The sequence below is a fragment of the Cupriavidus numazuensis genome, assembly GCF_905397435.1.
GTDB lineage: Bacteria > Pseudomonadota > Gammaproteobacteria > Burkholderiales > Burkholderiaceae > Cupriavidus > Cupriavidus numazuensis.
Genome location: NZ_CAJPVI010000078.1, coordinates 1 through 22,861 on the forward strand (window position 1 = coordinate 1; position 22,861 = coordinate 22,861).

At 65.8% G+C, this 22,861-nt stretch carries 19 protein-coding genes and 1 tRNA gene; 10 read left to right on the forward strand and 10 right to left on the reverse strand.

The features are described from left to right. Positions 1–168 precede the first annotated feature (168 nt). The 5 genes from KHO41_RS36825 to KHO41_RS36845 form a co-directional block, all read right to left on the reverse strand. Entirely contained in the window at positions 169–699 is a 531-nt protein-coding gene (locus tag KHO41_RS36825) for a chromate transporter (protein ID WP_211958162.1), read from the reverse strand. Further along, on the reverse strand, positions 696–1,253 hold the full coding sequence (locus KHO41_RS36830) for a chromate transporter (RefSeq protein WP_211958163.1): 558 nt from the start codon (positions 1,251–1,253) through the stop codon (positions 696–698). The genes KHO41_RS36825 and KHO41_RS36830 overlap by 4 nt, the downstream gene beginning before the upstream one ends. Positions 1,254–1,464: 211 nt before the next feature. Then, positions 1,465–3,807 carry a DNA topoisomerase IV subunit A gene (gene parC, locus KHO41_RS36835; protein WP_211958164.1) on the reverse strand — a complete coding sequence of 781 codons (2,343 nt, stop codon included), beginning with the start codon at positions 3,805–3,807 and terminating at the stop codon, positions 1,465–1,467. A 72-nt stretch (positions 3,808–3,879) separates the two neighbouring features. Continuing rightward, complete coding sequence (locus KHO41_RS36840; protein WP_211958165.1) at positions 3,880–4,656, reverse strand: lytic transglycosylase domain-containing protein; 777 nt, start codon at positions 4,654–4,656, stop codon at positions 3,880–3,882. A gap of 76 nt (positions 4,657–4,732) precedes the next feature. Next, positions 4,733–6,724 carry a DNA topoisomerase IV subunit B gene (locus KHO41_RS36845; protein WP_211958166.1) on the reverse strand — a complete coding sequence of 664 codons (1,992 nt, stop codon included), beginning with the start codon at positions 6,722–6,724 and terminating at the stop codon, positions 4,733–4,735. 310 nt (positions 6,725–7,034) lie between these two features. On the opposite strand from KHO41_RS36845, the gene KHO41_RS36850 reads away from it, so the two are divergent. Beyond that, positions 7,035–8,246, forward strand: coding sequence for an MFS transporter (locus KHO41_RS36850; RefSeq protein ID WP_211958167.1), 1,212 nt, complete (start codon positions 7,035–7,037; stop codon positions 8,244–8,246). Beyond that, entirely contained in the window at positions 8,243–8,386 is a 144-nt protein-coding gene (locus KHO41_RS36855; protein WP_166487011.1) for a hypothetical protein, read from the forward strand. The genes KHO41_RS36850 and KHO41_RS36855 overlap by 4 nt, the downstream gene beginning before the upstream one ends. On the opposite strand, the gene KHO41_RS36860 is transcribed toward KHO41_RS36855, so the two are convergent. Then, entirely contained in the window at positions 8,383–10,311 is a 1,929-nt protein-coding gene (locus KHO41_RS36860; RefSeq protein WP_211958168.1) for an ATP-binding cassette domain-containing protein, read from the reverse strand. The genes KHO41_RS36855 and KHO41_RS36860 overlap by 4 nt on opposite strands. A 202-nt stretch (positions 10,312–10,513) precedes the next feature. Continuing rightward, complete coding sequence (locus KHO41_RS36865) at positions 10,514–12,601, reverse strand: hypothetical protein (RefSeq protein WP_211958169.1); 2,088 nt, start codon at positions 12,599–12,601, stop codon at positions 10,514–10,516. Between the two features lie 582 nt (positions 12,602–13,183). Between KHO41_RS36865 and KHO41_RS36870 the strand changes: the two genes are divergently transcribed. The 3 genes from KHO41_RS36870 to KHO41_RS36880 all read left to right on the forward strand — a co-directional run bounded on the left by KHO41_RS36870 (position 13,184) and on the right by KHO41_RS36880 (position 16,587). Continuing rightward, complete coding sequence (locus KHO41_RS36870) at positions 13,184–14,119, forward strand: amino acid ABC transporter substrate-binding protein (protein ID WP_211958170.1); 936 nt, start codon at positions 13,184–13,186, stop codon at positions 14,117–14,119. A 260-nt stretch (positions 14,120–14,379) separates the two neighbouring features. After that, on the forward strand, positions 14,380–15,300 hold the full coding sequence (locus KHO41_RS36875; RefSeq protein WP_211958171.1) for an amino acid ABC transporter substrate-binding protein: 921 nt from the start codon (positions 14,380–14,382) through the stop codon (positions 15,298–15,300). Positions 15,301–15,408: 108 nt separating this feature from the next. Next, entirely contained in the window at positions 15,409–16,587 is a 1,179-nt protein-coding gene (locus KHO41_RS36880) for a benzoate/H(+) symporter BenE family transporter (protein ID WP_211958172.1), read from the forward strand. A 44-nt stretch (positions 16,588–16,631) separates the two neighbouring features. On the opposite strand, the gene KHO41_RS36885 is transcribed toward KHO41_RS36880, so the two are convergent. Continuing rightward, positions 16,632–17,138 carry a hypothetical protein gene (locus KHO41_RS36885; protein WP_211958173.1) on the reverse strand — a complete coding sequence of 169 codons (507 nt, stop codon included), beginning with the start codon at positions 17,136–17,138 and terminating at the stop codon, positions 16,632–16,634. 250 nt (positions 17,139–17,388) lie between these two features. Between KHO41_RS36885 and KHO41_RS36890 the strand changes: the two genes are divergently transcribed. From KHO41_RS36890 to KHO41_RS36900, 3 genes are all read left to right on the forward strand, one after another. Then, positions 17,389–17,721: a DMT family transporter gene (locus KHO41_RS36890; RefSeq protein WP_211958174.1), complete on the forward strand. Its 333-nt coding sequence runs from the start codon at positions 17,389–17,391 to the stop codon at positions 17,719–17,721. Between the two features lie 48 nt (positions 17,722–17,769). After that, positions 17,770–17,919 carry a hypothetical protein gene (locus KHO41_RS36895; protein ID WP_211958175.1) on the forward strand — a complete coding sequence of 50 codons (150 nt, stop codon included), beginning with the start codon at positions 17,770–17,772 and terminating at the stop codon, positions 17,917–17,919. A gap of 247 nt (positions 17,920–18,166) precedes the next feature. Next, positions 18,167–18,241: transfer RNA gene (locus KHO41_RS36900), tRNA-Arg, on the forward strand. A 264-nt stretch (positions 18,242–18,505) separates the two neighbouring features. On the opposite strand, the gene KHO41_RS36905 is transcribed toward KHO41_RS36900, so the two are convergent. Beyond that, complete coding sequence (locus KHO41_RS36905) at positions 18,506–18,976, reverse strand: lecithin retinol acyltransferase family protein (RefSeq protein WP_211958176.1); 471 nt, start codon at positions 18,974–18,976, stop codon at positions 18,506–18,508. Between the two features lie 413 nt (positions 18,977–19,389). Here KHO41_RS36905 and KHO41_RS36910 point away from each other — a divergent pair, with 413 nt between their 5' ends. Further along, on the forward strand, positions 19,390–20,169 hold the full coding sequence (locus tag KHO41_RS36910) for a PP2C family protein-serine/threonine phosphatase (protein WP_211958177.1): 780 nt from the start codon (positions 19,390–19,392) through the stop codon (positions 20,167–20,169). Between the two features lie 16 nt (positions 20,170–20,185). Here the strand turns inward: KHO41_RS36910 and KHO41_RS36915 are convergent, their stop codons facing one another. Continuing rightward, on the reverse strand, positions 20,186–21,133 hold the full coding sequence (locus KHO41_RS36915; RefSeq protein ID WP_211958178.1) for a LysR substrate-binding domain-containing protein: 948 nt from the start codon (positions 21,131–21,133) through the stop codon (positions 20,186–20,188). 220 nt (positions 21,134–21,353) lie between these two features. On the opposite strand from KHO41_RS36915, the gene xdhA reads away from it, so the two are divergent. Next, entirely contained in the window at positions 21,354–22,856 is a 1,503-nt protein-coding gene (gene xdhA, locus KHO41_RS36920) for a xanthine dehydrogenase small subunit (protein ID WP_211958179.1), read from the forward strand. Positions 22,857–22,861: the final 5 nt, after the last annotated feature.

The following is a 22,861-nucleotide window of genomic DNA, read 5'->3' on the forward strand; positions in this document are numbered from 1 at the left end:
GATCTACAACTGAATTGCCGCTGCCTTCTGCTTAGTGGGCCGGGGCGCGTTCATTCCATCTTTTTGTCGCTCGGACAAAAAGTGACTCGCCGGCTACGCCGGCGAAACAGCAGCGCTAGCCAAGAACGGCACCCCCGCGCTTCCTCAAAGCACATTTTTGGCGTCCACTCAGAGCACCCCAAGCAACCCAGCCACCCCTCCGAGCCCCACCAGCACAAGCGGATGCACCCGCGTCTTCATCATCAACAACACCGTCACCACGGTCACCGCCGCCGCGCCCCAGCCGTGGTCGACGCTGCGCGCCAGCACCCAGCCCGACGAGAGCAGCAGGCCGATCGTCAGCGCGGCCAGCCCGCGCCGAATCAGGCCGGGCCAGGTCGCATGCGGAGAGCGGCCCGAAAAGTATTCGAACGCGAGCGCAATCAGGCTCGACGGCCCGCACATGCCAAGCATGGCCGCGAGCGATCCGGCGAAGCCCGCCACCTGCCAGCCGAACAGCGAGACGAACAGCACATTGGGTCCCGGCGCGGCCTGCGAGATCGCATACATGGCCGAGAACTGCGCATCGGTCAGCCAGCCGTTGGCCTCGACCAGATAGCGGTGCATGTCCGGCAGCGTGGAACTGGCGCCGCCGATCGCGAGCAGCGACAGCGCACTGAAATGGGCAAACAGGCTGCCCAGCACCTCGGCCGCGCTCATTGCCGCCCTCCCCGGTTCGCGCGCCACTCAAGCACCAGCGCAAGCGGCACCAGCACCGCCATCACCGGCACGAGCGGCCAGCGCAGCAGGCCGATGACAAGGAACGCCGCGCCGCCAATCAGCACGGCGCGCGTGGTCAGCGACTGGCTCTGCGCGAGCCGGATCGCGGTGGCCAGCATGAGTCCGGCCGACACCGCCGTCATGCCGGCCAGCATGCGCTGCACGGCCGGCACGTCCTGATAGTGCTGGTACAGCAGCAACAAGCCGAGCACCAGCCCCATCGGCACCATGACCAGCCCGCTGAACGCCGCCAGCGCGCCACGCCAGCCGGCAAAGCGCAGACCGAGCATCAGCGCGAGGTTGATGACATTGGGCCCGGGCAAGACCTGCCCCAGACTCAGCAGCTCGACAAAGTCGCGGTCATCCATCCAGCGGTTGCGCTCTACCACCGCGCGGCGCACGAACGGCAACACGCCGCCGAAGCCGGACAGCCCCATGCGGGCGAATTCGATGAAGAGGGTGCGAGGGGTGGGGGGTGGGGCGAGGGAGGACATGGGAGGGAGAATGACAGCTACGGCCAGAAACTGCGGCGGCCTTAAATCTACTGCGGCGGAACTCCCCTCTCCCGTACACGGGAGAGGGGTTGGGGGAGAGGGCAGGAGCCTCCACGAAGCACAGCCTGCCACATCGAGACACGCCTGCCCTCACCCCCGGCCCCTCTCCCGCGAGCGGGAGAGGGGAGAAACCAAGCAGTGCGCTCAGGCCCTAGCTGCCCGAAGGCGGCGCAACCCTGAACGGATCGATCCGCACACCCTTCAGCTTCGTCTCGAGCGCCTTGCCCTTGCGCGCCCGCTTGCCGATATAAGCCATCAGGTTTGCCCCTGCCACCTTCTGCGACTCGGGCTTGCCACCACGCGGCGTGGTGCCGGACACCACCAGTCCCGGCGCTCCGACCCCCACCGCCTGCAGCAGCTTTTCCTTCGGCTCCAGCTCCATCAGGATCACGCCGCGGCCGCCGGCCGACAGCACCTTGACCTCGTCGAGCGCGACCAGCAGCAGGCGGCCATTGCCGGACAGGCAGGCCACATGCGTGGCCTCGTCGGCGATCGGCGCGGGCGTCAGCGGTGCATCGCCGTCATCGAGCGTCAGGAAGGACTTGCCGCCCTTCTGCCGGCCCGTCATGTCGCCGACCTTGGTCAGGAAGCCGTTACCGCCCTGCGTCGCGATCAGCATGCGCTGCTCGGCATTGCCGGCAAACGTGTGGGCAATCTGGCTGCCCGGCTGCAGTTCGATCAGCGTGGTCAGCGGCACGCCGTCGCCACGGCCGCCCGGCAGGCTGGCTACCGGTACCGAATACACGCGGCCATTGGTGCCGAATGCCAGCAACACATCGATCGTGCGGCATTCGAAGGTGTCGTACAGCGCATCGCCAGCCTTGAACGTGAACTGCTGCGCATCATGCCCTTGGCCCTGGCGAGTACGCACCCAGCCCTTCTGCGATACCACCACAGTGACCGGTTCGTCTACCACGCGTACCTCGGCGGCAGCGCGGCGCTCTTCCTGGATCAACGTGCGGCGCGGGTCCTTGTCTTCGGGGCTGTACTGCTTCGCGTCGGTCTCGATCTCCTTGATGATGCGACGGCGCATCATGGTGTCGGACTTCAGCAGCACGTCGAGATCGGCCTGCTCTTCGCGCAGGTCCTTGAGTTCCTTCTCGATCCGGATGGCTTCGAGCCTGGCCAGCTGGCGCAGGCGGATTTCCAGGATGTCCTCGGCCTGGCGATCGCTCAGGCCGAAACGCTCCATCAGCGCGGGCTTGGGCTCGTCGCTTTCGCGGATGATGCGGATCACCTCGTCGATGTTGAGCAGCACCAGCATCCGGCCTTCGAGGATGTGGATGCGGTCTTCCACCTTGCCCAGGCGATGGCGCGTGCGCCGCGTGACGGTGGCGAAGCGGAAGTCGATCCACTCGCGCAGGATGTCGCGCAGGCCCTTCTGGCGCGGGCGGCCATCCGTGCCGATCATCACCAGGTTGATCGGCGCGCCTGATTCCAGGCTGGTGTGCGCGAGCAGCGTCTGGATGAATTCCTGCTGCTCGACGTTCTTGCTCTTGGGCTCGAACACCAGCCGCACCGGCGCGTCCTTGCCGGATTCGTCGCGCACGGCGTCCAGCACGGCCAGCACCGAGGCCTTGAGCTGCTGCTGCTCGGGGGTCAGCGCCTTCTTGCCGGCCTTGACCTTCGGGTTGGTCAGCTCCTCGATTTCTTCGAGCACCTTCTGCGCCGACGTGGCGGGCGGCAGTTCGGTCACTACCAGTTGCCACTGGCCGCGCGCCATTTCCTCGATGGTCCAGCGCGCGCGCACCTTGAGGCTGCCGCGGCCGCTTTCGTAGATCTGGGCGATATCGGCCGCCGGCGAGATGATCTGGCCGCCGCCGGGATAGTCCGGGCCCGGCATCAGCGCGAGCAGCTCGGCCAGCGTGATGTTCGGGTTGCGGATCATCGCCACGGTGGCGCCGGCCACTTCGCGCAGGTTGTGCGGCGGCACTTCGGTCGCCATGCCCACGGCGATGCCAGACGCGCCGTTGAGCAGCACGAACGGCATGCGCGCGGGCAGCAGCTTCGGCTCTTCCATCGAGCCGTCGTAGTTGGCGATGAAATCGACCGTGCCCTGGTCGATCTCGTCCAGCAGCAGGCGCGAGATCGGCGTCAGGCGCGCTTCCGTGTAACGCATTGCCGCGGCACCGTCGCCATCGCGCGAGCCGAAGTTGCCCTGGCCGTCGATCAGCGGATAGCGCAGCGAGAAGTCCTGCGCCAGTCGCACCAGCGCGTCGTACGCCGACTGGTCGCCGTGCGGGTGGAACTTGCCCAGCACGTCGCCGACCACGCGCGCGGACTTGACCGGCTTGGCATCGGCGCGCAGGCCCATCTCGTGCATGGAGAACAGGATGCGCCGCTGCACGGGCTTCTGGCCATCCGCGACCTCGGGCAACGCGCGGCCCTTGACCACGCTGACGGCGTAGTCGAGATAAGCCCGCTCGGCGTAGCGCGCCAGCGTCAGCGAATCCGCGGGCTCTTCAGGTTGAAACGTGATGTCTTGTTGTTCCATGGATTGGCAAGAAGACGGCGCGCCATGATGTGAAGCCGGCGCGCCGGGTGGCTTGTTATTCGGGTGTTTGGGTCAGGGCATGTTCCGCCGTCCGCCGATCACCATTTTCACGCGCGACGGCTCGCCGGCTGCCGCACTGGTACGGGTCGCGACCGGCCCGCCGGGCTTGTAGAGCCGGTAGAACTGCAGCACCGTGCTCACGTATTGCTGCGTCTCCGGGTACGGCGGAATCCGGTTGTTGTAGCGCTGCACCGCGCCCTCGCCCGCGTTGTACGCGGCCAGCACCAGTTCGAGGTTGTCGGGGAACAGTTCCATCAGCCAGCGCAGGTAGCGCACGCCGGCAGAGATATTGGTATGCGGGTCGGCCAGTTTTTCTCCGACGCTGCGGCGCGCATCGGCGCTCACACCGAAACGCGCGCCAGTATCGGGAATCACCTGCATCAGCCCGATTGCGCCCTTGGGCGATACCGCCGACGGATTGAAGCCCGACTCCACCGCCATCACGGCCTTGACCAGCGCGGGGTCGACATCCTGCTTGCCGGCGATCTGCCGGATCATCGGTTCGACCTTGGCGATATTCGGGTGGTTGACGACGTAGCGGTACAGCTTGTGCCGCTCAAGGTCGCTCTTTGGCGCGGCGCTCGCCTCGCGCGAAGTATCGAAGCTGCCGCCGTCCCGCATGAAGAGCCTGTAGCGCTCGTCGAGCTTGCGGTCGGCGAAGTGGGCGATGCCATCGTCGTCGACGAAGCCGTAGAGTTCGGCATGCGCCGGCGCGCAGGCGAGACCGGCCACCATCAGCACGGCCGCGGCCGCCTGTTGCCATGGTTTGCGGGTCGGTCTCGTTCTCATCTTGGGTTGCGGCTTGCGCGCGAGGACGTCGAAGCGCGCATTATCCCCCAATGTCGGACGGCGTACAGACTGGCGCTCAGATGTCGGCCTCGACTTCGTTGCCCTTCTCTTCGAGCCAGCTGCGGCGCTGGGCGGCTTCGCCCTTGCCCATGAGCATGTTCATCATCTCGACGGTCTGCGGCAGGTCGAACTCGCCGAGCGCCACGGGCAGCAGGCGGCGCGTGTCCGGGTTCATGGTGGTTTCCCAGAGCTGTTCGGCGCTCATTTCGCCCAGGCCCTTGAAGCGGGAGATCTGCCAGCTGCCTTCCTTGACGCCGTCCTTGACCAGCTTGTCCTGGATGGCTTCGAGCTCACCTTCATCGAGCGCATACAGCTTCTGCGCGGGCTTCTTGCCGCGCGCGGGCGCGTCGACGCGGAACAGCGGCGGGCGCGCCACGCAGACGTTGCCGGCGTCGATCAGCTTCGGGAAGTGGCGGAAGAACAGTGTCAGCAGCAGCACCTGGATGTGTGCGCCGTCGACGTCCGCGTCCGACAGGATGCAGATCTTGCCGTAGCGCAGGTTCGACAGGTCGGGCTCATCGTTGGCACCGTGCGGGTCCACGCCGATCGCCACGGCGATGTCGTGCACCTCGTTGTTGGCGAACAGGCGGTCGCGCTCGGTTTCCCAGGTGTTGAGCACCTTGCCGCGCAGCGGCAGGATGGCCTGGAATTCCTTGTCGCGGCCCATCTTGGCCGAGCCGCCGGCCGAGTCACCCTCGACCAGGAACAGCTCGTTGCGCGTGACGTCGGTCGATTCGCAGTCGGTCAGCTTGCCGGGGAGCACGGCCACGCCGGAACCCTTCTTCTTCTCGACCTTCTGCGCGGCACGCGTGCGGGCCTGCGCCTGGCGGATCACGAGTTCGGCGAGCTTCTTGCCGTATTCAACGTGGTGGTTCAGCCACAGCTCCAGCGCCGGACGACTGAACGTGGACACCAGGCGCACCGCGTCGCGGCTGTTCAGGCGTTCCTTGATCTGGCCCTGGAACTGCGGGTCCAGCACCTTGGCCGACAGCACGAACGAGGCGCGCGCGAACACGTCCTCGCTCATCAGCTTGACGCCCTTGGGCTGCAGCGCGTGCATCTCGATAAAGCTCTTGACCGCCTGGAACAGGCCTTCGCGCAGGCCGGATTCGTGCGTGCCGCCGGCCGGAGTCGGAATCAGGTTGACGTAGGACTCGCGTACAGGCGCGCCCTCTTCGGTCCAGGCCACCACCCACGAAGCGCCTTCGCCATCGGCAAAGCCTTCCTCGCCGGGGTTGGCGTCCGGGTCGGCAAAGTGCTCGCCTTCGAACATCGGGATCACGAGTTCCGCGCCGCTGCCTTGCGCAAGCGCTTCGACCAGATAGCCCTTCAGGCCCTGGTCGTACTGCCACGTCTGGGTTTCGCCCGACTTCTCGATCACCAGCGTGACTTTCACGCCCGGCAGCAGCACGGCCTTGCTGCGCAGCAGGCGCTGCAGTTCCGCCTGCGGGATGGTGGCCGAGTCGAAATACTTGGCGTCCGGCCACACCTGGACGCGCGTGCCGTTCTTTTTCTCGCCGCGCTCGAGCTTGCGCGAGGCGAGCGGCACGGTCACGTCGCCGCCGGAGAACGTCAGCGTCGAGGCCATGCCGTCGCGCCAGACCGACACGTCCAGCTGCGTCGACAGCGCGTTGGTGACCGACACGCCCACGCCGTGCAGGCCGCCCGAGAATGCGTACGCGCCGCCCTTGCCCTTGTCGAACTTGCCGCCCGCATGCAGCCGCGTGAAGACGATCTCGACTACCGGCACGCCCTCTTCCGGGTGGATACCGACCGGAATGCCGCGGCCGTCGTCCTCCACGCTGACGCTGCCGTCGCGGTGCAGCGTGACCAGGATCTCGGAACCGAAGCCGCCCAACGCCTCGTCGGAGGCATTGTCGATCACCTCCTGCACGATATGCAGGGGGTTGTCGGTGCGGGTGTACATGCCGGGACGCTGCTTGACCGGCTCCAGGCCCTTCAGGACCCGGATGGAAGATTCGCTGTACTGACTGGTTTTGCTCGCCATGGAGTCGCTACGAAAGTGGAGATCCCGGCCATTGCGGCGCGCATTCGTGGCTGCGCCGGGGTGCCGGGCACTGCATTGTAATGGAAGCCCGGACCGGCAATCGTGGCAAAAAGGCAGCGGCGTCAGCGCCCTTCCTTGCCGGCCGTCCGGATTACCATGCCGCCCGTCCGGACTTGCAGGCAGCGCCCGACGCCTTCCGGCGAGCCGGAGTAAACTCGCGCAAACCCGATCCGGCCGCCCATGCCGCGCCCGGGCAACACAACAAGAACCACAACGACAGCGGCACTCCTCCGCCCGCAGCGAGCCCGATATGCAGAACCGACAACTCTCCCTGACCACCGTACTTGTGTGCGGCGGCCTGCTCGTCACCCTGTCCATGGGTATCCGGCATGGCTTCGGCCTGTTCAACCTGCCGATCACCCAGGCCCACGGCTGGAACCGCGAGACCTTCGCCTTCGCGCTGGCGCTGCAGAACCTGATGTGGGGCGCGAGCCAGCCGTTTGCGGGCGCGCTTGCCGACAAGTTCGGCGCGCTGCGCATCATGCTCATCGGCGTGGCGCTGTACGTCGGCGGGCTGGTGGTGATGGCGCTGTCGACGAGCGGCACGGCCTTTGCGACCGGCGCGGGCGTCATGATCGGTATTGCTCAGTCGGGCACCACGTACAGCATCGTCTACGGCGTGATCGGCCGCATTGCCAGCCCCGACAAGCGCGTCTGGGCCATGGGCATTGCCGCCGCGGCCGGTTCGTTCGGACAATTCCTGATGATTCCGGTCGAGCAGACGCTGATCTCGGGCATGGGCTGGCAGAACGCGCTGTTCGTGATGGCACTGATGGCCTGCGTCATGCTGCCGCTGGCATTCACGCTGCGCGAGCCGAAGATGGCCGCGCATGACGGCGGGCATCACCAGACCATTGGCCAGGCTGTGCGCGAGGCGTTCGGCAACCGCAATTTCCAACTGCTGACGCTGGGCTACTTCGTGTGCGGCTTCCAGGTCGTGTTCATCGGCGTGCACCTGGCGCCGTATCTGAAGGACAAGGGCCTGACCGATCCGAAGATCGCCACCGTGGCGCTCGCGCTGATCGGCCTGTTCAATGTGTTCGGCACCTACACCGCCGGCGCCATGGGGCAACGCATGCCCAAGCGCTACCTGCTGTCGGCGATCTACCTGACGCGCTCGGTGGTGATTGCGGGCTACCTGCTGCTGCCGCTGACGGCCGCCAGCACCTGGGTGTTCGCGGCGATGATCGGCTTCCTGTGGCTGTCGACGGTGCCGCTGACCAACGGCATCATCGCCCAGGTGTTCGGCGTGAAGTACCTGTCGATGCTGTCCGGCGTGGTGTTCTTCTCGCACCAGATCGGCAGCTTCCTGGGCGCATGGCTAGGCGGCTATCTGTATGACCGCACGGGCGGCTACACCACGGTGTGGATGATCGCGATGGCACTGGGCGTAATGGCAGCGCTGGTCAACCTGCCGATCCGCGAGCAGGCGGTCGCGCGACCGCAGCCGGCCGCGGCATGACGACCATTGCCCGCCAACGCCTGCTGCGCGCCGCCGGCCTGCTAGGGCTGGCGGCGGCGCTGGTGCTAGGGTTTATCGGGTATCTGCGGCCGTCGTTTATGGTGGACCTGACGAATATGGTGCTGGCGTGGTGTGGTTAGCCCGCCTCGCCCTTCGTCTTCGCCTCCAGCACTTCCCAGCGCTCCAGCGCCTCCAGCAGTTCCATCTCGATGTCGTCGTGCCGGGTCGCCAGTTCGGCGGCCTTGGCCGCATCGCTGACATAGAGCGAACCATCCTCAAGCTGCGCGGCGATCGTCTTCTGTTCCGTTTCCAGCGAAGCGATCCGCTCCGGCAGCGCGTCCAGTTCGCGCTGCTCTTTGTATGACAGCTTGACGGTACGGTTGGCGCCGCGCGCCTCGCGCGAATCCTTGGCCTTGGCCGGCTCGGCCGCCTTCTGCTCGGTCTTGCGCGCCGCCTGCAGCGCCACGCTGCGCTCGGTCTGCGCGACCCAGTCGGAATAGCCGCCGACCGATTCGCGCCAGAGACCGTCGCCCTCGGCGGCAATCGTCGAGGTCACCACGTTGTCCAGGAACGCCCGGTCGTGCGAAACCAGGAACACGGTGCCGCTGTAGTCCTGCAGCAGCTCTTCGAGCAGTTCCAGCGTGTCGATGTCGAGGTCGTTGGTCGGCTCGTCCAGCACCAGCACATTGGCCGGGCGCGCGAACAGGCGCGCCAGCAGCAGGCGGTTGCGCTCGCCGCCGGACAGCGACTTGACCGGCGAGCGCGCGCGCTCGGGCGCGAACAGGAAGTCGCCAAGATAGCTCATCACGTGCTTGCGCTGGCCGTTGACTTCGACCCAGTCGCTGCCCGGGCTGATGGTGTCGGCCAGCGATTTTTCGAGGTCGAGCTGGGTGCGCATCTGGTCGAAGTACGCGACCTGCAGGTTGCTGCCATTGCGCACGGTGCCGCTGTCGGGCGCCAGTTCGCCGAGGATCAGGCGCAGCAGCGTGGTCTTGCCGGCGCCGTTGGGGCCGATCAGGCCGACCTTGTCGCCGCGCATGATGGTGCCGGTAAAGTCGCGCACCACGACCTTGTCGCCATAGGATTTGCTCACGTCGATCAGCTCGGCCACGATCTTGCCGGAGCGGTCGGCCTGCGAAACTTCCAGCTTGACGTTGCCCTGCGCCTCGCGCCGCGCCGCGCGTTCCGAGCGCATGGCCACCAGACGCTGGATGCGCGCCACGCTGCGCGTGCGGCGTGCCTCCACGCCCTTGCGGATCCACACTTCTTCCTGCGCGAGCAGCTTGTCGAACTTGGCCTGCTCGACCTGCTCGGCGGCCAGCAGTTCTTCCTTGCGGGCCTGGTAGGCAGCAAAGTTACCCGGGAAGGACAGCAACCGGCCGCGGTCGAGTTCAACGATACGGGTCGCCACGCGGTCCAGGAACGCGCGGTCGTGGGTAATCAGCAGTACGCTGCCGCGGAAACCGAGCAACAAGTCTTCGAGCCAGCGGATCGCTTCCACGTCCAGGTGGTTGGTCGGCTCGTCCAGCAGCAGGATGTCCGGTTCGGCGACCAGGCCCTGGGCCAGCGCCACGCGCTTCTGCAAGCCGCCGGACAGCGCACCGACAGGCGTATGCGGGTCCAGCCCCAGCCGGGCCAGCGTGGTTTCCACGCGCGTGCGCAGGTGCCACGCGCCGGCGGCATCGAGTTCCGACTGCAGCCGGTGCAGGTCGGCCAGCGCTGCTTCGTCATGGCTGTCGGCCAGCCGCTCGGCGGCGGCCTCGTAGCGCATCAGCAGGTCGTGCGCCTGGCCCATGCCCTGCGACACGGCATCAAACACCGTGATGCCCGGGTCGAATTGCGGCTCCTGCGGCACATAGGCCGAAGTCACGCCGGACTGGCGCGCGATCAGGCCATCATCCGGAGCAGCCAGCCCGGCCACGATCTTCAGCAGCGAGGACTTGCCCGAGCCATTGCGGCCGATCAGGCCGACGCGCTCGCCGGCCTCCAGCGAAAAATCGGTGTGGTCGAGCAAGGCCACGTGCCCGAAAGCAAGCTGGGCATCGGTAATGGAAAACAGGGCCATGGGAGGAAATCGGGCAGCGGAATTGCGGAATCGGAAGGTGCGCCGGGAGCACGGGTGTCAGCGGCTTTGGCGCGAGGCAGGCCGCATTGTAGAACACCGGCGCGGGAACTTTACCGGGCGCCTGCCGCCGCGTCACCGGCGCCAAAGAAAAAAGCCCCGCGAGCATGGCTCGCGAGGCTTTCAGCGCGGCAAACCGGCCGGCTTAGTTGAAGGTATAGACAGCGCTCTTGCCGCTGTTATCCAGCATGCGGTAGTTGAACAGCAGGGAACGGATCGAACTGGCGTTGAAGGCTGCGGCCTGCGCAATCACTGCTGCCGAGGTCACGCCCTTGGCCACTTGGGTGGTGGTGCTGTAGGTGCCAACCGAATCCACGCTGATCGCAATGCCGCTGATCTGCTCCGCGGCAATGTTCTGCACCCAGTCCATGGTGGGGGACTGCTGCACGCCGGCGAGGCTGCCGTTCGGATTGAGCAGTGCCTGCGAGTTGCTGCCCAGCGTGTTCCACGGCAGGTTGATCGCCTGCGTGGCCGGGGTCAGGTCGGTCAGCAGGGTCTTGCGGTAAGTGTGGGTGGCCGTGGTGCTGGAACCGTAGAAGAGCTCGATCGTGTACTTCTGGCCACGTCCGATGCTGCCGCTCTGGAGTTCGCCGTTTGCCCAGGATACGCCGCCGGGATTGTTGCGGAAGGTACCTGCGCCGGTGGCCGCCGTGATGCCGGCGGTACGGCCGACCCAGTAATTCGGGCAGTTATAGCTCGGGTTCTGCGCATTGGCGGGCTGGCCGCAGCGGTCCGTGCTCGTCACGTCGCCGGTCTGGGTCGCCACATCCATATAGGTCTGCCCCACCTCGGCGTCGACCGGAGCCGTGTAGACCAGGCCGTTGATCGGCAGGCCCGGGCCCTTGATACGTGCGCGCGTCAGCGTGTCGCTGCCATTGACGCTGCCCGGCCCCTTGGCATTGATGGTGAACTGGAGGCCGCTCTGGAAGTGGCTGTAGTTGTTCGAGTTCGAGTTATTGAAGCTCGGATTCATCTGCTCCACGCGGCGCACCAGGGTCCTCACACCAATATCGACCGGTTGGTTGTTACCAGTCAGCCACCACGTGGAGGCATGGGCGGCCGACGCGCTGTTGGGCACATTGCTGGCGTTGACGATCTTGTTGCCCGGGTTGCCGTTGGCATCCAGGTACTTGATGTTCAGCACCGCTTCGTCGCGCCCGGATGCGCTGTCGGCGGCCTTGGTGAACAGCATCACCTCCGGCACGCTGAACTGGGCGCCGGTCATGGTGTCGCTGATCAGCAGGTCCACCATGAACTGGCCGTAGGCGTAGCCGTTGTGCAGGAAGTCGAAGCCAGCCCCGTTGCTGCTGCTGGCTCCGATGTTCTGGCAGGCCGTCCCCATCGACGTGACCTTGTTGCCACCTTGCGAGGCCGGCAGATAGTCGCCGTCGAGCACGCGCTGGGGCTTGGTCAGGGCAAAGCAGGCAGTCAGCGCCTTGGCGACCTGCTGGTTGGCGGCGGGCAGGTCGGACACGCCTGCGGCCGGAGCCGCGAGCTGGCCGCCGGTGTTGTCGGCCGTTGCCAGCGCCACCGGGGTCGGGTTGTCGATGGTCGCCAGGGCCAGCTTGCCGGTGGACGGGTCGGTCACGATCCTGACCACATCCAGCAACTGGTCGGCAGTATTGCCGGTATTCGAAACGGTGGCGGCACTGATAGCGGTGCTGAACGGGTTGTAATCCGCCGACGCGCCGATCGCGCTCAGCACGCTGCTGAGCTGCGCCAGCACATTGGTGGTGACCTGCTGCAGCTTGGCGGTATCCACCGTCTTGCTGTTCACCACGCTGAGCGCGTTACCGTCCGACGAGAGCTGGGCCACGATGGCGGTGGTCAGCGGCGTGGCGTTGACCGTCAGTGCGGCGCCGGCTGCCGGCGCGCTGGTCGCCACGCTGACCAGCGGAGCCGTATTGCCGGTGGGGTCGGTGACCACGATGAAGAACGGCGCAGTAGCACCGGCCTTCAGGGTACAGGTGTAGGTGCCCAGTGCCGAGGTCGTGATGCTGGCTTCCTCGCAGGGCGAGGCGCCACTGGCATCGGTCACGGAGACATCGGCGTTGGCCAGTGCGCTGCCGGTGGCAGCGGTGCCGCTCAGCGTCGACTTGGCGGCGGGCTGGTTCGAGGCAGCCGGCGGCGTCGTGGTTGTGGTGTTGCTGTCTCCACCGCCGCAGGCGGACAGGGTCAGCAGCGCTGCACCCGCCATGGCGAGGGCGAGCGCGGTGTAGCGTTGGCTCTTCATTTGGTGATTTCTCCCGTCATTTTCCCAGCGCTGCGTCGGCCGTTGAGGCCTTCTTTTTTGTTCCGTCCGTTGGATCTGTGCCCATATGGCCGGAATCTCATCCCTTTGAACCGCAACATCGATCATGAAGCGGCGATTCACGCAAGCGGGACGGCAGCGGGAGCCAATCTACACACCTTTTTGGTGCACCACACCTCCTCAATTGGGTTAATCAAATGGGGCGCACAAAAAGAAAGGGCCCGCATAGCGGGCCCAAGAGTCTCTCCTCGGTGCCCTGCTCGCAAGGCACGGACCAAGCATAACAACGGGCTGCCGGTCGCTCCAGTTCGGAAATGTCCGTAAGGGAAAGTCCCGTCAACTGGCCCCCGGACCGCCGTTGCATGCGTCGCACGCCTTCACCGCAGAGAATTTGTCTGCAACCGGGCCCACATGGAACAATAGCCACGCAGCACGCCTGCGCCGGCCGCAACGCCTGCCGGCAGGGCGCTGCACGGGGTACAGCGCGACAACGACATATCAGAGCCGCAAGGAACCAGACCTAACGGCCGCTTTTGCTTTTCGTTCCATTTGACGGGGGTTTCCATGATCGAAACGGGTCTGCCGCGCCGGGTTTCATGCCCGAACGCCGTGCTTGTCTTGTCCTCCCTTGCCTGCGCCGCCCTGCTGGCCACCGGTGCAGGCTCCGCCGGCGCCGCCACCGCGCCGGTCCTCAATCACATCCAGCAAACCGGCGTTATCCGCATTGCGCACCGCGAAAGTTCGGTACCGTTCTCGTTCATGGCCAATGGCAAGCCGGTCGGCTATGCCGTCGACCTGTGCCTGAAGATCGCCGATGCGGTACGCACGTCGCTGCACCTGCCAGGCTTGCGCGTCGAATGGGTGCCGGTCACGCCGGCCAATCGCATTCCCGCCATCGTCGAGGGCAAGGCGGATCTGGAATGCGGGTCGACGACCAACAACCGGGAACGGCGCGAGCAGGTCGCCTTCACTATCCCTCACTACATCGCCGGCAGCCGCATGATCGTGAAAAGCGATTCGGGCATCAGCAAGTGGGCGGATCTGCGCGGCAAGACGGTGGTCTCCACGGCCGGCACCACGCCACGGGCCATGCTGCGCAAGATGGACGAAGGCAAGGTCATGCAGTGGCGCCTGGTCGAGGCCAAGGACCACGCGCAGGCCTTTGCCATGGTGGAGGCCGGCAAAGCCGATGCCTTCGTGATGGACGACGTGCTGCTGTACGGCCTGCGCGCGAACGCCAGCCAACCGGCCGATTTCAAGGTCACCGGCGAAATGCTGACCATCGAGCCTTACGCCATCATGCTTTCCAAAAGCGACCCTGAGTTCAAGAAACTCGTCGACAAGACGCTGATCGCCGCCGTCTACGACCAGGAAACGCCGAAGCTCTACAAGAAGTGGTTCCAGGCACCGATTCCGCCGCATGGCATCACGCTGGACATCCCGATGAGCTACCTGCTGCGCGATTCCTTCAAGTTTCCGAGCGACAAGGTCGCGGACTGAGCCAGCAAGGCGGTAAGACGGGCGGCCCAAGGTCGGGGCGGATACGGTCGCCCGCCAATCAGAAAATGTCGTCTCGCGCGGGCTACGTGCGCGCACGCGGCACTTGTCGACACGACATCCCGCAGGGAGAATCCGCGCCGCTTGCCACGATCCATCGGGGCAGCGCGCACGGCATCAGAGCAGAGCCAGGGGAGAGCATCCCTGCCAACGGCCGCACGCCTGAGCCATGGCCAGTCGATCTCTTAGCGGGGTGCTTTTTCATGAATCCGGGTCTGTCGCGCCGGGCTTCCTGTCGGAAGCCGGCGTCTGTCTTTGTTTTCGCGGCCTTCGCCGCTTTTTTTGCGGTGCCTCCAGCCGCTGCTGCTCAAACCCATGCGCCAGTCATGCAGCGCATCCAGCAGTCGGGCGCCATCCGCCTCGCCTATCCTGAAGATGCCGCACCGTTCTCCTACCTTCTGGAAGGGAAGCCCGCTGGCTACTCCATCGACCTGTGCCTGAAGGTTGTTGACGCCGTGCGTGCGGCGCTCCGGATGCCGGCGCTGAAGGTGGAATGGCTGGCCGTCACCAGCGTGACCCGCTTCCCCGCCATTGTCGATGGCAAGGCCGACCTGGAATGCGGCACGACCACCAATACGCGCCTGCGTCGCGAGCAGGTGGCATTCACCATCCCGCACTTCATCGGCGGCAGCCGCATGCTGGTCAAGAACAGTTCGGCCATCGTCAAGTGGTCGGACCTGCGCGGCAAAACCGCGGTGTCGACGGCAGGCACCACATCGCTGGCGATGCTGCGCGCGCTGGTCGACACGGGCCGGATCGTCGAAGCGCGCGACGACGCGCAGGCCTTTGCCATGGTCGAATCCGGCCAGGCGGACGCGTACGTGATGGACGACGTTCTGCTGGCCAGCCAGCGTGCCCGGTCGCGCAATCCGGCGGAATTCCGCATCACCGGCGACATGCTGACCGTCGAGCCGTACGCGATCATGCTGCCCCGGCACAACGACGACTTCAAGAGACTGGTCGACAGGACGCTGACGGCGGCCATCACCGAGCAGGAGACCCAGAAGCTCTACCGCAAATGGTTCCAGTCGCCGGTGCCGCCGCAGGGCATTCCGCTGGACATTCCCGTCAACCACCTGCTGCGCGATTCGTTCCGCTTCCCGAGCGACAAGGTGGCGGACTGAGGCGGCGGACTTGGGCAGCGACAGCAGCCAGGGACAACCGGCGGCCGGCACTCATGCGAAGATGTCGGTCGTGCCGCTCATGTCTCCTTCTCGTCTCCTTCCCGCCTCATGCCTGCCACATCCCTGAAGCTCTCCGATCTTTCCGTTTCCGCGTTCGTCGCCGGCCTGATTGCCACGCTGACCGGCTACACGAGTTCGCTCGTGCTGATGATCCAGGCCGGACAGGCTGCGCACCTGAGCAGCGTGCAGATCTCGTCGTGGCTGTGGGCGCTGTCGATCGGCATGGGCGTGACCACGATCGGCCTGTCGCTGGCCATGCGCGTTCCCGTGGTCGTGGCATGGTCCACGCCCGGCGCAGCGCTCCTGATCGCGAGCCTGCCGGGGGTGCCCTACGCGGAAGCGATCGGCGCCTTCCTGATGGCGGCGCTGCTGATGACCGCTGCCGGGCTGACTGGCTGGTTCGACAAGCTGATGCGCGCTTTGCCCGCGAGCATCGCGTCGGCGCTGCTCGCCGGCATCTTGTTCCGGATCAGCGTGGACGTGTTCGTGCAGGCGCAGGACCAGACGCTGCTGATGCTGGCGATGTTCGCCGCCTACCTCGCCGGCCGGCGCTGGTGGCCGCGCTACGCGGTGCCTGGCGTGCTGCTGGTTGGCGTGGCACTGGCTGGCGCGCTGGGCCAGCTTCACTTCGAAGGGTTTCGCCTGGCAGTGGCGCTGCCGGTCTGGACCACGCCGGCATTCTCATTCCAGGCGTTTGTCAGCATCGCCATTCCGTTGTTCATCGTGGCGCTGGCCTCGCAGAATATTCCCGGCCTGGCGGTACTGCGCGCCGACGGCTATCACGTGCCGGCATCGCCGCTGATCACCGTGACTGGCTTTGCCTCGGCCGTACTGGCGCCGTTCGGCTCTCATGGCATCAACCTGGCCGCGATCACGGCCGCGATCTGCACCGGGCCGCAGGCGGACGCCGATCCCGCACGGCGCTACACCGCGGCTGTCGTCTGCGGCGTGGGGTATCTGGTGGCGGGCGTCCTGGCCGCGAGCATTGCCGCGCTGTTCGCGGCGTTTCCCAAAGCCGTGGTGGTCGCGCTGGCCGCGTTCGCGCTGCTCGGATCGATCGCCAACGGCCTGACCGTCGCCATGCAGACGCCGGACGAACGCGAAGCCGCGCTGATCACCTTCATGATCACCGCGTCCGGCATGACTCTGGCCGGGGTGGGCTCGGCCTTCTGGGGCGTGGTCGGCGGCATGCTGGCGCTGTTCGTGCTGCGCCGCAAGGCCACCTGACGATCCATGGCCGGTAGTGGCTAGGGGGCTAGCCGGCTAGTCGGCTAAAGCAACAGGAAGCCGATATCGCGGGACCGGATCTCTTCAAGCGCCACGCCCTTGCGGCGCTGGAACAGTACGTGCTGAAGCACGCGGTCGCGGTGCTCGGAGAACGTGGCTGTGTCGAAGCGCAGCGCCGCGGTGCCGTAGTGCTCGGCCAGCAGCTTGTAGACGCGATGGCGCACCAGCAGCATCTCGTTCTCGGTCTGCAGCCGGCCCATCTCGGCCGCATGCTCTTCTTCGAGCTGCCGCATGCTGACCACCACGCGCGCATGCATGCCGCGGTAGCGATCGGCCTCCGCATGCGCCTTGCGCAGTTCCTCGCGCAGCGCCCGGACTTCCTGCATCAGCTTGAGATTGCTTTGCACGCCGCGGTGGATGCGGCTCGCCTCCTCCAGCGCGTAATCCGCAGCCGCGATCGTGTTCTGCCAGACGCCCGATTCGTCAGCCTCGGCGGCTGCCATGCGCGTAGCGGGCCAGACGGTAGCTCCGTCAGTGCCTTGATTGCTCATACTGCTCCCCCAAAAGCCGGAAAAAAACGCCCGCCGCCGTACGTTGTTATGGATTGCCGGCCTGGTCGGGTACTGCAGCAACTGCCTGTGCAGCGGGCGCATGCCACGCACACTGCACACTATCATTCAAGACTGCTATGCCGCTTTGCACAACCACCGCAAGGGAGGGCATAAGTTTCTCCGGGAGGCGCTTACGCTACATTGCCGTCACCCGTCTATTTTTTGCCACTTCCGCCATCGCGTTCCACCTATGAACGGATACCTGCTACTTGCCCTGGCCATCGTGGCCGAGGTCATCGCCACCAGCAGCCTCAAGGCTGCAGAAAATTTCACCCGCCTGGTGCCCAGCATTCTTGTGGTCGCTGGTTACGCGTGCGCCTTCTACCTGCTGATGCTCGTCATGAAGACCGTACCGGTCGGCGTCGCCTATGCCATCTGGAGCGGCGCCGGCATCGTCCTGGTCACGCTGATTGCCATGGTGCTGTACCGCCAGGTGCCCGACCTGGCTGCCTGCCTGGGCATTGGCCTGATCATCGCCGGTGTGGCGGTGATCCAGCTATTCTCGAAAACCAGCGGGCATTGACAACGGTGCTGCCTAGAATGGATGTGGTTCCTGCCACGGGAGACCGCCATGCTTGCCGCCCTGCTCTTCGCCGCAGTCATCATCGCGCTGTACATCCTGGCTGTCCGCGCCGAGTTTTTCCATAAATCGCCGTTCTATCCAGAACACGAACATCCGGTGCAGTATTGGTGGAACCGGTTGGTGCATCACAAGAAATAGCTGGCGAACCTGACGCGGTGGCAAACACCCGCTGCATGGAGCGGCGCCATACCACTTGTATGGGCAGCTCCCGATCCGGGCCTCGCTGCGAACCGCTCATCGCCGGGCGCGCGGCATCTGGCGCTTGTGCGCCGCCACCCTTGTCTCTCCCCCGCAATACGCCCCCGGCGGGAGGATTTTGATATACTCCGCCCCGTCTTCAGGATCACCGCAACCCTGCGGAACGACGGTCCTGACAGCTCTGTCCCTCGCCGTAGTTCAATGGATAGAACGAGCGCCTCCTAAGCGCTAGATACAGGTTCGATTCCTGTCGGCGGGACCATCTGTTTCCATCTTCCCGCCGCCCCCGATTTCAGTGCATCACCGCCGCCGGCACTCGCCTGTTACCGGTGACCGCCCCTGCGAAGCCAGTCGCGCGCGGCGCGGCTCATGGCGCCCGGCCCTGCCGCCGGCATGGCGGCCTCTGGCTGCGGCGACGGCGGGCTGGCCGTTGCGGTGGCTCTGGCGGCCGCGATAGACTGCGCAATCTGCTCTGACGATCAGTCCGGACATGGCTGGCTCCTTCGTGTTCTGAATGGAAAACGTTTCAGGCGGTCCGCAGGCTGACCTGCAGGAAACTGGCGCAGAGCCGCAGCATCGTCTGCATCGCGGCGCGCGGATGGCGCAGGCAGGCTTCCACCTGCTCGCTGCGGCTTTCGCCGGACAGGCACCATGAGCAGAAGTGCTCGCAGTTATTGGAGAACAGGCAGTAGCGGTTCTCGCCCAGACGCGATCGCGCACGCGTCACCGCCTCGTTGCCGACAAAGCGGGCACACGGTTCCAGGCGAACAGCCACGGCACGCCCCGCGGCAAATGCCGCCAGGCTGAGTTCCTCCACCGGCCCGGTCTGCAGCGCGCGGGCGAAGCCGGCATAGTGGATCACGCGGCCTTGGCCGGCGTAGATGCCGTGATGCACGTAGCCCTGGCGGACGGTCACCAGATGGGCGCCCAGCGGCAGGTCGGCGTCATGGCTCGCGCCGTCGCGGTATTCGTCTTGTTGTACGGGCTGGTGTGGCATGGCTGTCTCGGGTGTCTGGTTGCGGCAGTCATTGCCGCGTCGTTGCCAGACCTCTGCATGCACCATGCCAGGACGCCGATTTCCCGGCAGGACAACGTTTGCGGGAAAGCGGCGCTGCCGGAACTGGGGAAACTGTCGTCGAGTGACCAACGCCATCGCCGCCATTCTGTTGGGTAACGCCCACCATCGCGCCAGCCTACCGTCGCCCAGATCGATTCCCATGTCCCGGCGCCAACTTGCGGATGACGCCCGCCACTGCGGACGCCCCGGGTCGATCCACGCCCGTCGAGCGGCGGGACCACGGTGATCAACTTTTACGAGACGAAGAACAACTTCTATGCTGGTCAGATGGGCAACGCGTTCCAGACGTGGATATCCGGAAACGACCGGATTTCGCGCGGAAGGAGGGTATCTTGACTGGCGTGACGCAATTCCGCTGGGCTTCGGCAGCCTGCACCGACGTTGGGCGCGTTCGCGAGCGCAATGAGGACGCTTGCCTGGATCTGCCGGACCTGGGAATCTGGGTCGTGGCCGATGGCATGGGCGGCCATGCCGTTGGCGATTTCGCGAGCCAGGCCGTCACGCAAGCGCTGGCGGCGCTTCCGCCACGGCCGATGCTGGAAGAACGGCTCGCCGACGTGGGCGCCGCGCTGCAGGACGTCAACCGCGCGCTGATTGCCGAGGCCGCGCGCCTGCAGGTACGGTGCGTCGGCACCACCGTCGTTGCGCTGGCCACCGGCGACCGCCGTTGCGGCTACCTATGGGCCGGCGACAGTCGTCTCTACCGGCTGCGCGCCGGGCGGCTGCAGCGCCTGACGCGCGACCACAGCCAGGTAGAGCGGCTACTCGCGCGCGGCCTCATCACCGCCGAAGAAGCGCGACACCATCCGGCGCACAACACCATCACGCGTGCCGTTGGCGCGGCCGATACGCTATTGCCCGAGCAATTGTTCGTGGATGTCGCCGACGGCGACGTATTCCTGCTTTGCAGCGATGGATTGAGCAACGAGGTCGAAGACGACGCCATTGCATCCTTGCTTGCCGCGGGCGGCGACCTGGATGCCATTGCCCAGTCACTGGTAAAGACCGCGCTGGACCACGGCGGCCATGACAACGTCACCGTAGTGGTAGTACGGGCAGAGGATCCTTATGGATCGGATATGACGCTGGTAAACCCGGAAGTCGAAGGGTAATCAACCTGCGGCCCCTTTAACCCGCTTCCGCCTCCAACCTCGGCAACTGCGGCAAATCCGTCGCCACCTCCGCAATCATCCTCCGTATCCACATCACGTCCGGCGCCGCATGGCACCGCTCATGCCAGAGCTGGTAGAACCGCATGCGCGGGAACGTGACCGGTGACGGCACCATCCGGATCGGCAGGTACTGCGCATAATGCGCAGCAAACTGACGCCCGGTCGTGAACACCATATCGGTCTTCATCAGCACATAGGGCACGAGCCCGAAGTACGGCAACGTCACCTGGATATTGCGCTTGTACCCTTGCTCGGCGAGCGCCTGATCAATCATGCTGCGCTGCATCGAAGCATACGGTGCAGGTGCCAGATGGGGCATTTCCAGGTAGTGCTTCAGCGTCAGTCCCTTGCGCGCCAGCGGATGCTGGGCGCCGAGCATGCAAACCACTTCGTCATCGAACAACGGCGAGATATGCAGATGCTCGGGCGGCGACAGCCAGTTGCCGATGACAATGTCGAGTTGCCCCTGCTCCAGGTCTTCGAGGAAATCCCCCGACGAAGTCATCGGATGCACGAACAGCTTGGCGCCGGGCGCCAAACGGCGCACGCGCTCGACAATGTTCGGCAGGAAGAAGGCGTCCAGGTAATCCGGGGCGCCAAGGTGAAACGTCCGCGTGGTCGTAGCCGGATCGAACTGCTGCGGCGGACGCGCGATGCGGTCCATCGCCGCCAGGCTCTGCTCTGCCAGCGCCAGCAATTCCCGGCCGCGCTCGGTCGGCACCATGCCGTTTTTGCCCCGCACCAAAATGGCGTCGCCCGTGATCTCCCGCAGGCGCTTGAGCGTATTGCTGATCGCCGGCTGCGACTGGCCCAGGCGCACGGCCGTACGGGTCACGCTCTGCTCGGTCAGCAGGGTGTGGAGCACCCGCAGCAAATAGGTATCGAGATGGTCGCGTCCGTGCATGGCAATAGGGGTCCTGCCGGCGTGCGGCCGGGAGGCTGGCGTGGGGGAAGGGAACGGCGCATAGTGTATGTCACGCAACCCGCCATTGGTCAATCCGCCGTGATAAGGGGACAGCGGACCCCCATGGACGGGCATCCTGATGGGGCATATCACCTGGGCTGAATATTGCATGAAACGCGCCGGTGCTATGTTTCCGCCATCACAGAACGAGATGAAGACCATGGAGACGCAAACCATCCGCTTTTTCCACCGCGGCCAGGTCAAGGAAGTATCCGACGCCCCCGTTACCCGCACCGTGCTGCAGTACCTGCGCGAGGACGCGCGCTGCACCGGCACCAAGGAAGGCTGCGCCGAAGGCGACTGCGGCGCCTGCACTGTCGTGATCGGCGAGCTGCAGGACGGCGGCGATGTCGAATTCAAGGCCGTCAACGCCTGTATCCAGTTCCTGCCCACGCTCGACGGCAAGGCGCTGATCACGGTCGAGGACCTGCGCCAGGCCGACGGTACCCTGCACCCGGTGCAGGAAGCCCTGGTCGAGTGCCACGGTTCGCAATGCGGCTTCTGCACCCCCGGCTTCGTCATGTCGCTGTGGGCGCTGTACCAGCAGCACACCCCGGGCGGCGAAGCGCCGGCGCGCCAGACCATCTGCGACGCGCTGACCGGCAACCTGTGCCGCTGCACCGGCTACCGCCCGATCATCGACGCCGGCGAGCGCATGATGGCCCTGCCCGCCCCGCACGCGAGCAAGCTGAACCCGAAGCAGATCGCCGATACGCTGCGCAACCTCAAGCGCGGAGAGACCTTCCGCTACAGCGCGAAAGGCCAGAATTTCTTCGCGCCGCGCACCGCGGCCGAGTTCGGCGCGATCAAGGCGGCCGAGCCCGGCATCCGCATCCTGGCCGGCAGCACGGACGTGGGCCTGTGGGTAACCAAGCAGTTCCGCGAGCTGGGCAACCTGCTCTATATCGGCCAGGTGGAAGACCTGCAGTCGATCGAAGAGCGCGACGGCATGATCGAGATCGGCGCGGGCGTGACGCTCGAGAAGGCGTACGCTGCACTGACCGCCGCGCATCCGGAACTGGACGAAATGTGGAAGCGCTTTGCCTCGCTGCCGATCCGCAATGCCGGCACGCTTGGCGGCAATATCGCCAACGGCTCGCCGATCGGCGACTCGATGCCCGCGCTGATTGCGCTCGGTGCCGAAGTGGTGCTGCAACATGGCGAGACGCGCCGTACGCTGCCGCTCGAAGACCTGTACCTGGCCTACCAGAAGACGGCCATGGTCGAAGGTGAGTTCGTCGCCGCACTGCGCGTGCCGGTCAAGGGTCCGCAGCACTTCAGGACCTACAAGCTGTCCAAACGCTTTGACGAGGATATTTCCGCAGTGTGCGCAGCGTTTGCGATCACGGTGGAGAACGACGTGATCACGCAGGCACGCGTCGCGTTCGGCGGCATGGCCGCCACGCCCAAGCGCGGCGCGGCCACCGAGGCTGCACTGACTGGCCAGCCGTGGAACGAGGCCACCGTGCGCGCCGGCATGGCCGCGCTATCGCAGGACTACACGCCGCTGTCCGATATGCGTTCGACCGCCTCGTACCGCACCCGCGGAGCGGCCAACCTGCTGTACCGCTTCTGGCTGGAGACGCGTGCCGATGCGCTGCCCGCATCCGCCGTCAACGTCCGCGCGATTGGCGCCGGCGCCACTGCAACCGTCACGGCCTGAGGAGA

What these genes read in the sequence shown, in the direction of transcription:
- KHO41_RS36870 (WP_211958170.1), top strand. Translation starts at nt 13,184, where the DNA reads ATGATCGAAACGGGTCTGCCGCGCCGGGTTTCATGCCCGAACGCCGTG.
- KHO41_RS36895 (WP_211958175.1), top strand. Translation starts at nt 17,770, where the DNA reads ATGCTTGCCGCCCTGCTCTTCGCCGCAGTCATCATCGCGCTGTACATC.
- KHO41_RS36860 (WP_211958168.1), bottom strand. Translation starts at nt 10,311, where the DNA reads ATGGCCCTGTTTTCCATTACCGATGCCCAGCTTGCTTTCGGGCACGTG.
- KHO41_RS36885 (WP_211958173.1), bottom strand. Translation starts at nt 17,138, where the DNA reads ATGAGCAATCAAGGCACTGACGGAGCTACCGTCTGGCCCGCTACGCGC.
- KHO41_RS36915 (WP_211958178.1), bottom strand. Translation starts at nt 21,133, where the DNA reads ATGCACGGACGCGACCATCTCGATACCTATTTGCTGCGGGTGCTCCAC.
- KHO41_RS36830 (WP_211958163.1), bottom strand. Translation starts at nt 1,253, where the DNA reads ATGTCCTCCCTCGCCCCACCCCCCACCCCTCGCACCCTCTTCATCGAA.
- parC (WP_211958164.1), bottom strand. Translation starts at nt 3,807, where the DNA reads ATGGAACAACAAGACATCACGTTTCAACCTGAAGAGCCCGCGGATTCG.
- xdhA (WP_211958179.1), top strand. Translation starts at nt 21,354, where the DNA reads ATGGAGACGCAAACCATCCGCTTTTTCCACCGCGGCCAGGTCAAGGAA.
- KHO41_RS36825 (WP_211958162.1), bottom strand. Translation starts at nt 699, where the DNA reads ATGAGCGCGGCCGAGGTGCTGGGCAGCCTGTTTGCCCATTTCAGTGCG.
- KHO41_RS36905 (WP_211958176.1), bottom strand. Translation starts at nt 18,976, where the DNA reads ATGCCACACCAGCCCGTACAACAAGACGAATACCGCGACGGCGCGAGC.
- KHO41_RS36840 (WP_211958165.1), bottom strand. Translation starts at nt 4,656, where the DNA reads ATGAGAACGAGACCGACCCGCAAACCATGGCAACAGGCGGCCGCGGCC.
- KHO41_RS36890 (WP_211958174.1), top strand. Translation starts at nt 17,389, where the DNA reads ATGAACGGATACCTGCTACTTGCCCTGGCCATCGTGGCCGAGGTCATC.
- KHO41_RS36875 (WP_211958171.1), top strand. Translation starts at nt 14,380, where the DNA reads ATGAATCCGGGTCTGTCGCGCCGGGCTTCCTGTCGGAAGCCGGCGTCT.
- KHO41_RS36850 (WP_211958167.1), top strand. Translation starts at nt 7,035, where the DNA reads ATGCAGAACCGACAACTCTCCCTGACCACCGTACTTGTGTGCGGCGGC.
- KHO41_RS36865 (WP_211958169.1), bottom strand. Translation starts at nt 12,601, where the DNA reads ATGAAGAGCCAACGCTACACCGCGCTCGCCCTCGCCATGGCGGGTGCA.
- KHO41_RS36845 (WP_211958166.1), bottom strand. Translation starts at nt 6,724, where the DNA reads ATGGCGAGCAAAACCAGTCAGTACAGCGAATCTTCCATCCGGGTCCTG.
- KHO41_RS36855 (WP_166487011.1), top strand. Translation starts at nt 8,243, where the DNA reads ATGACGACCATTGCCCGCCAACGCCTGCTGCGCGCCGCCGGCCTGCTA.
- KHO41_RS36880 (WP_211958172.1), top strand. Translation starts at nt 15,409, where the DNA reads ATGCCTGCCACATCCCTGAAGCTCTCCGATCTTTCCGTTTCCGCGTTC.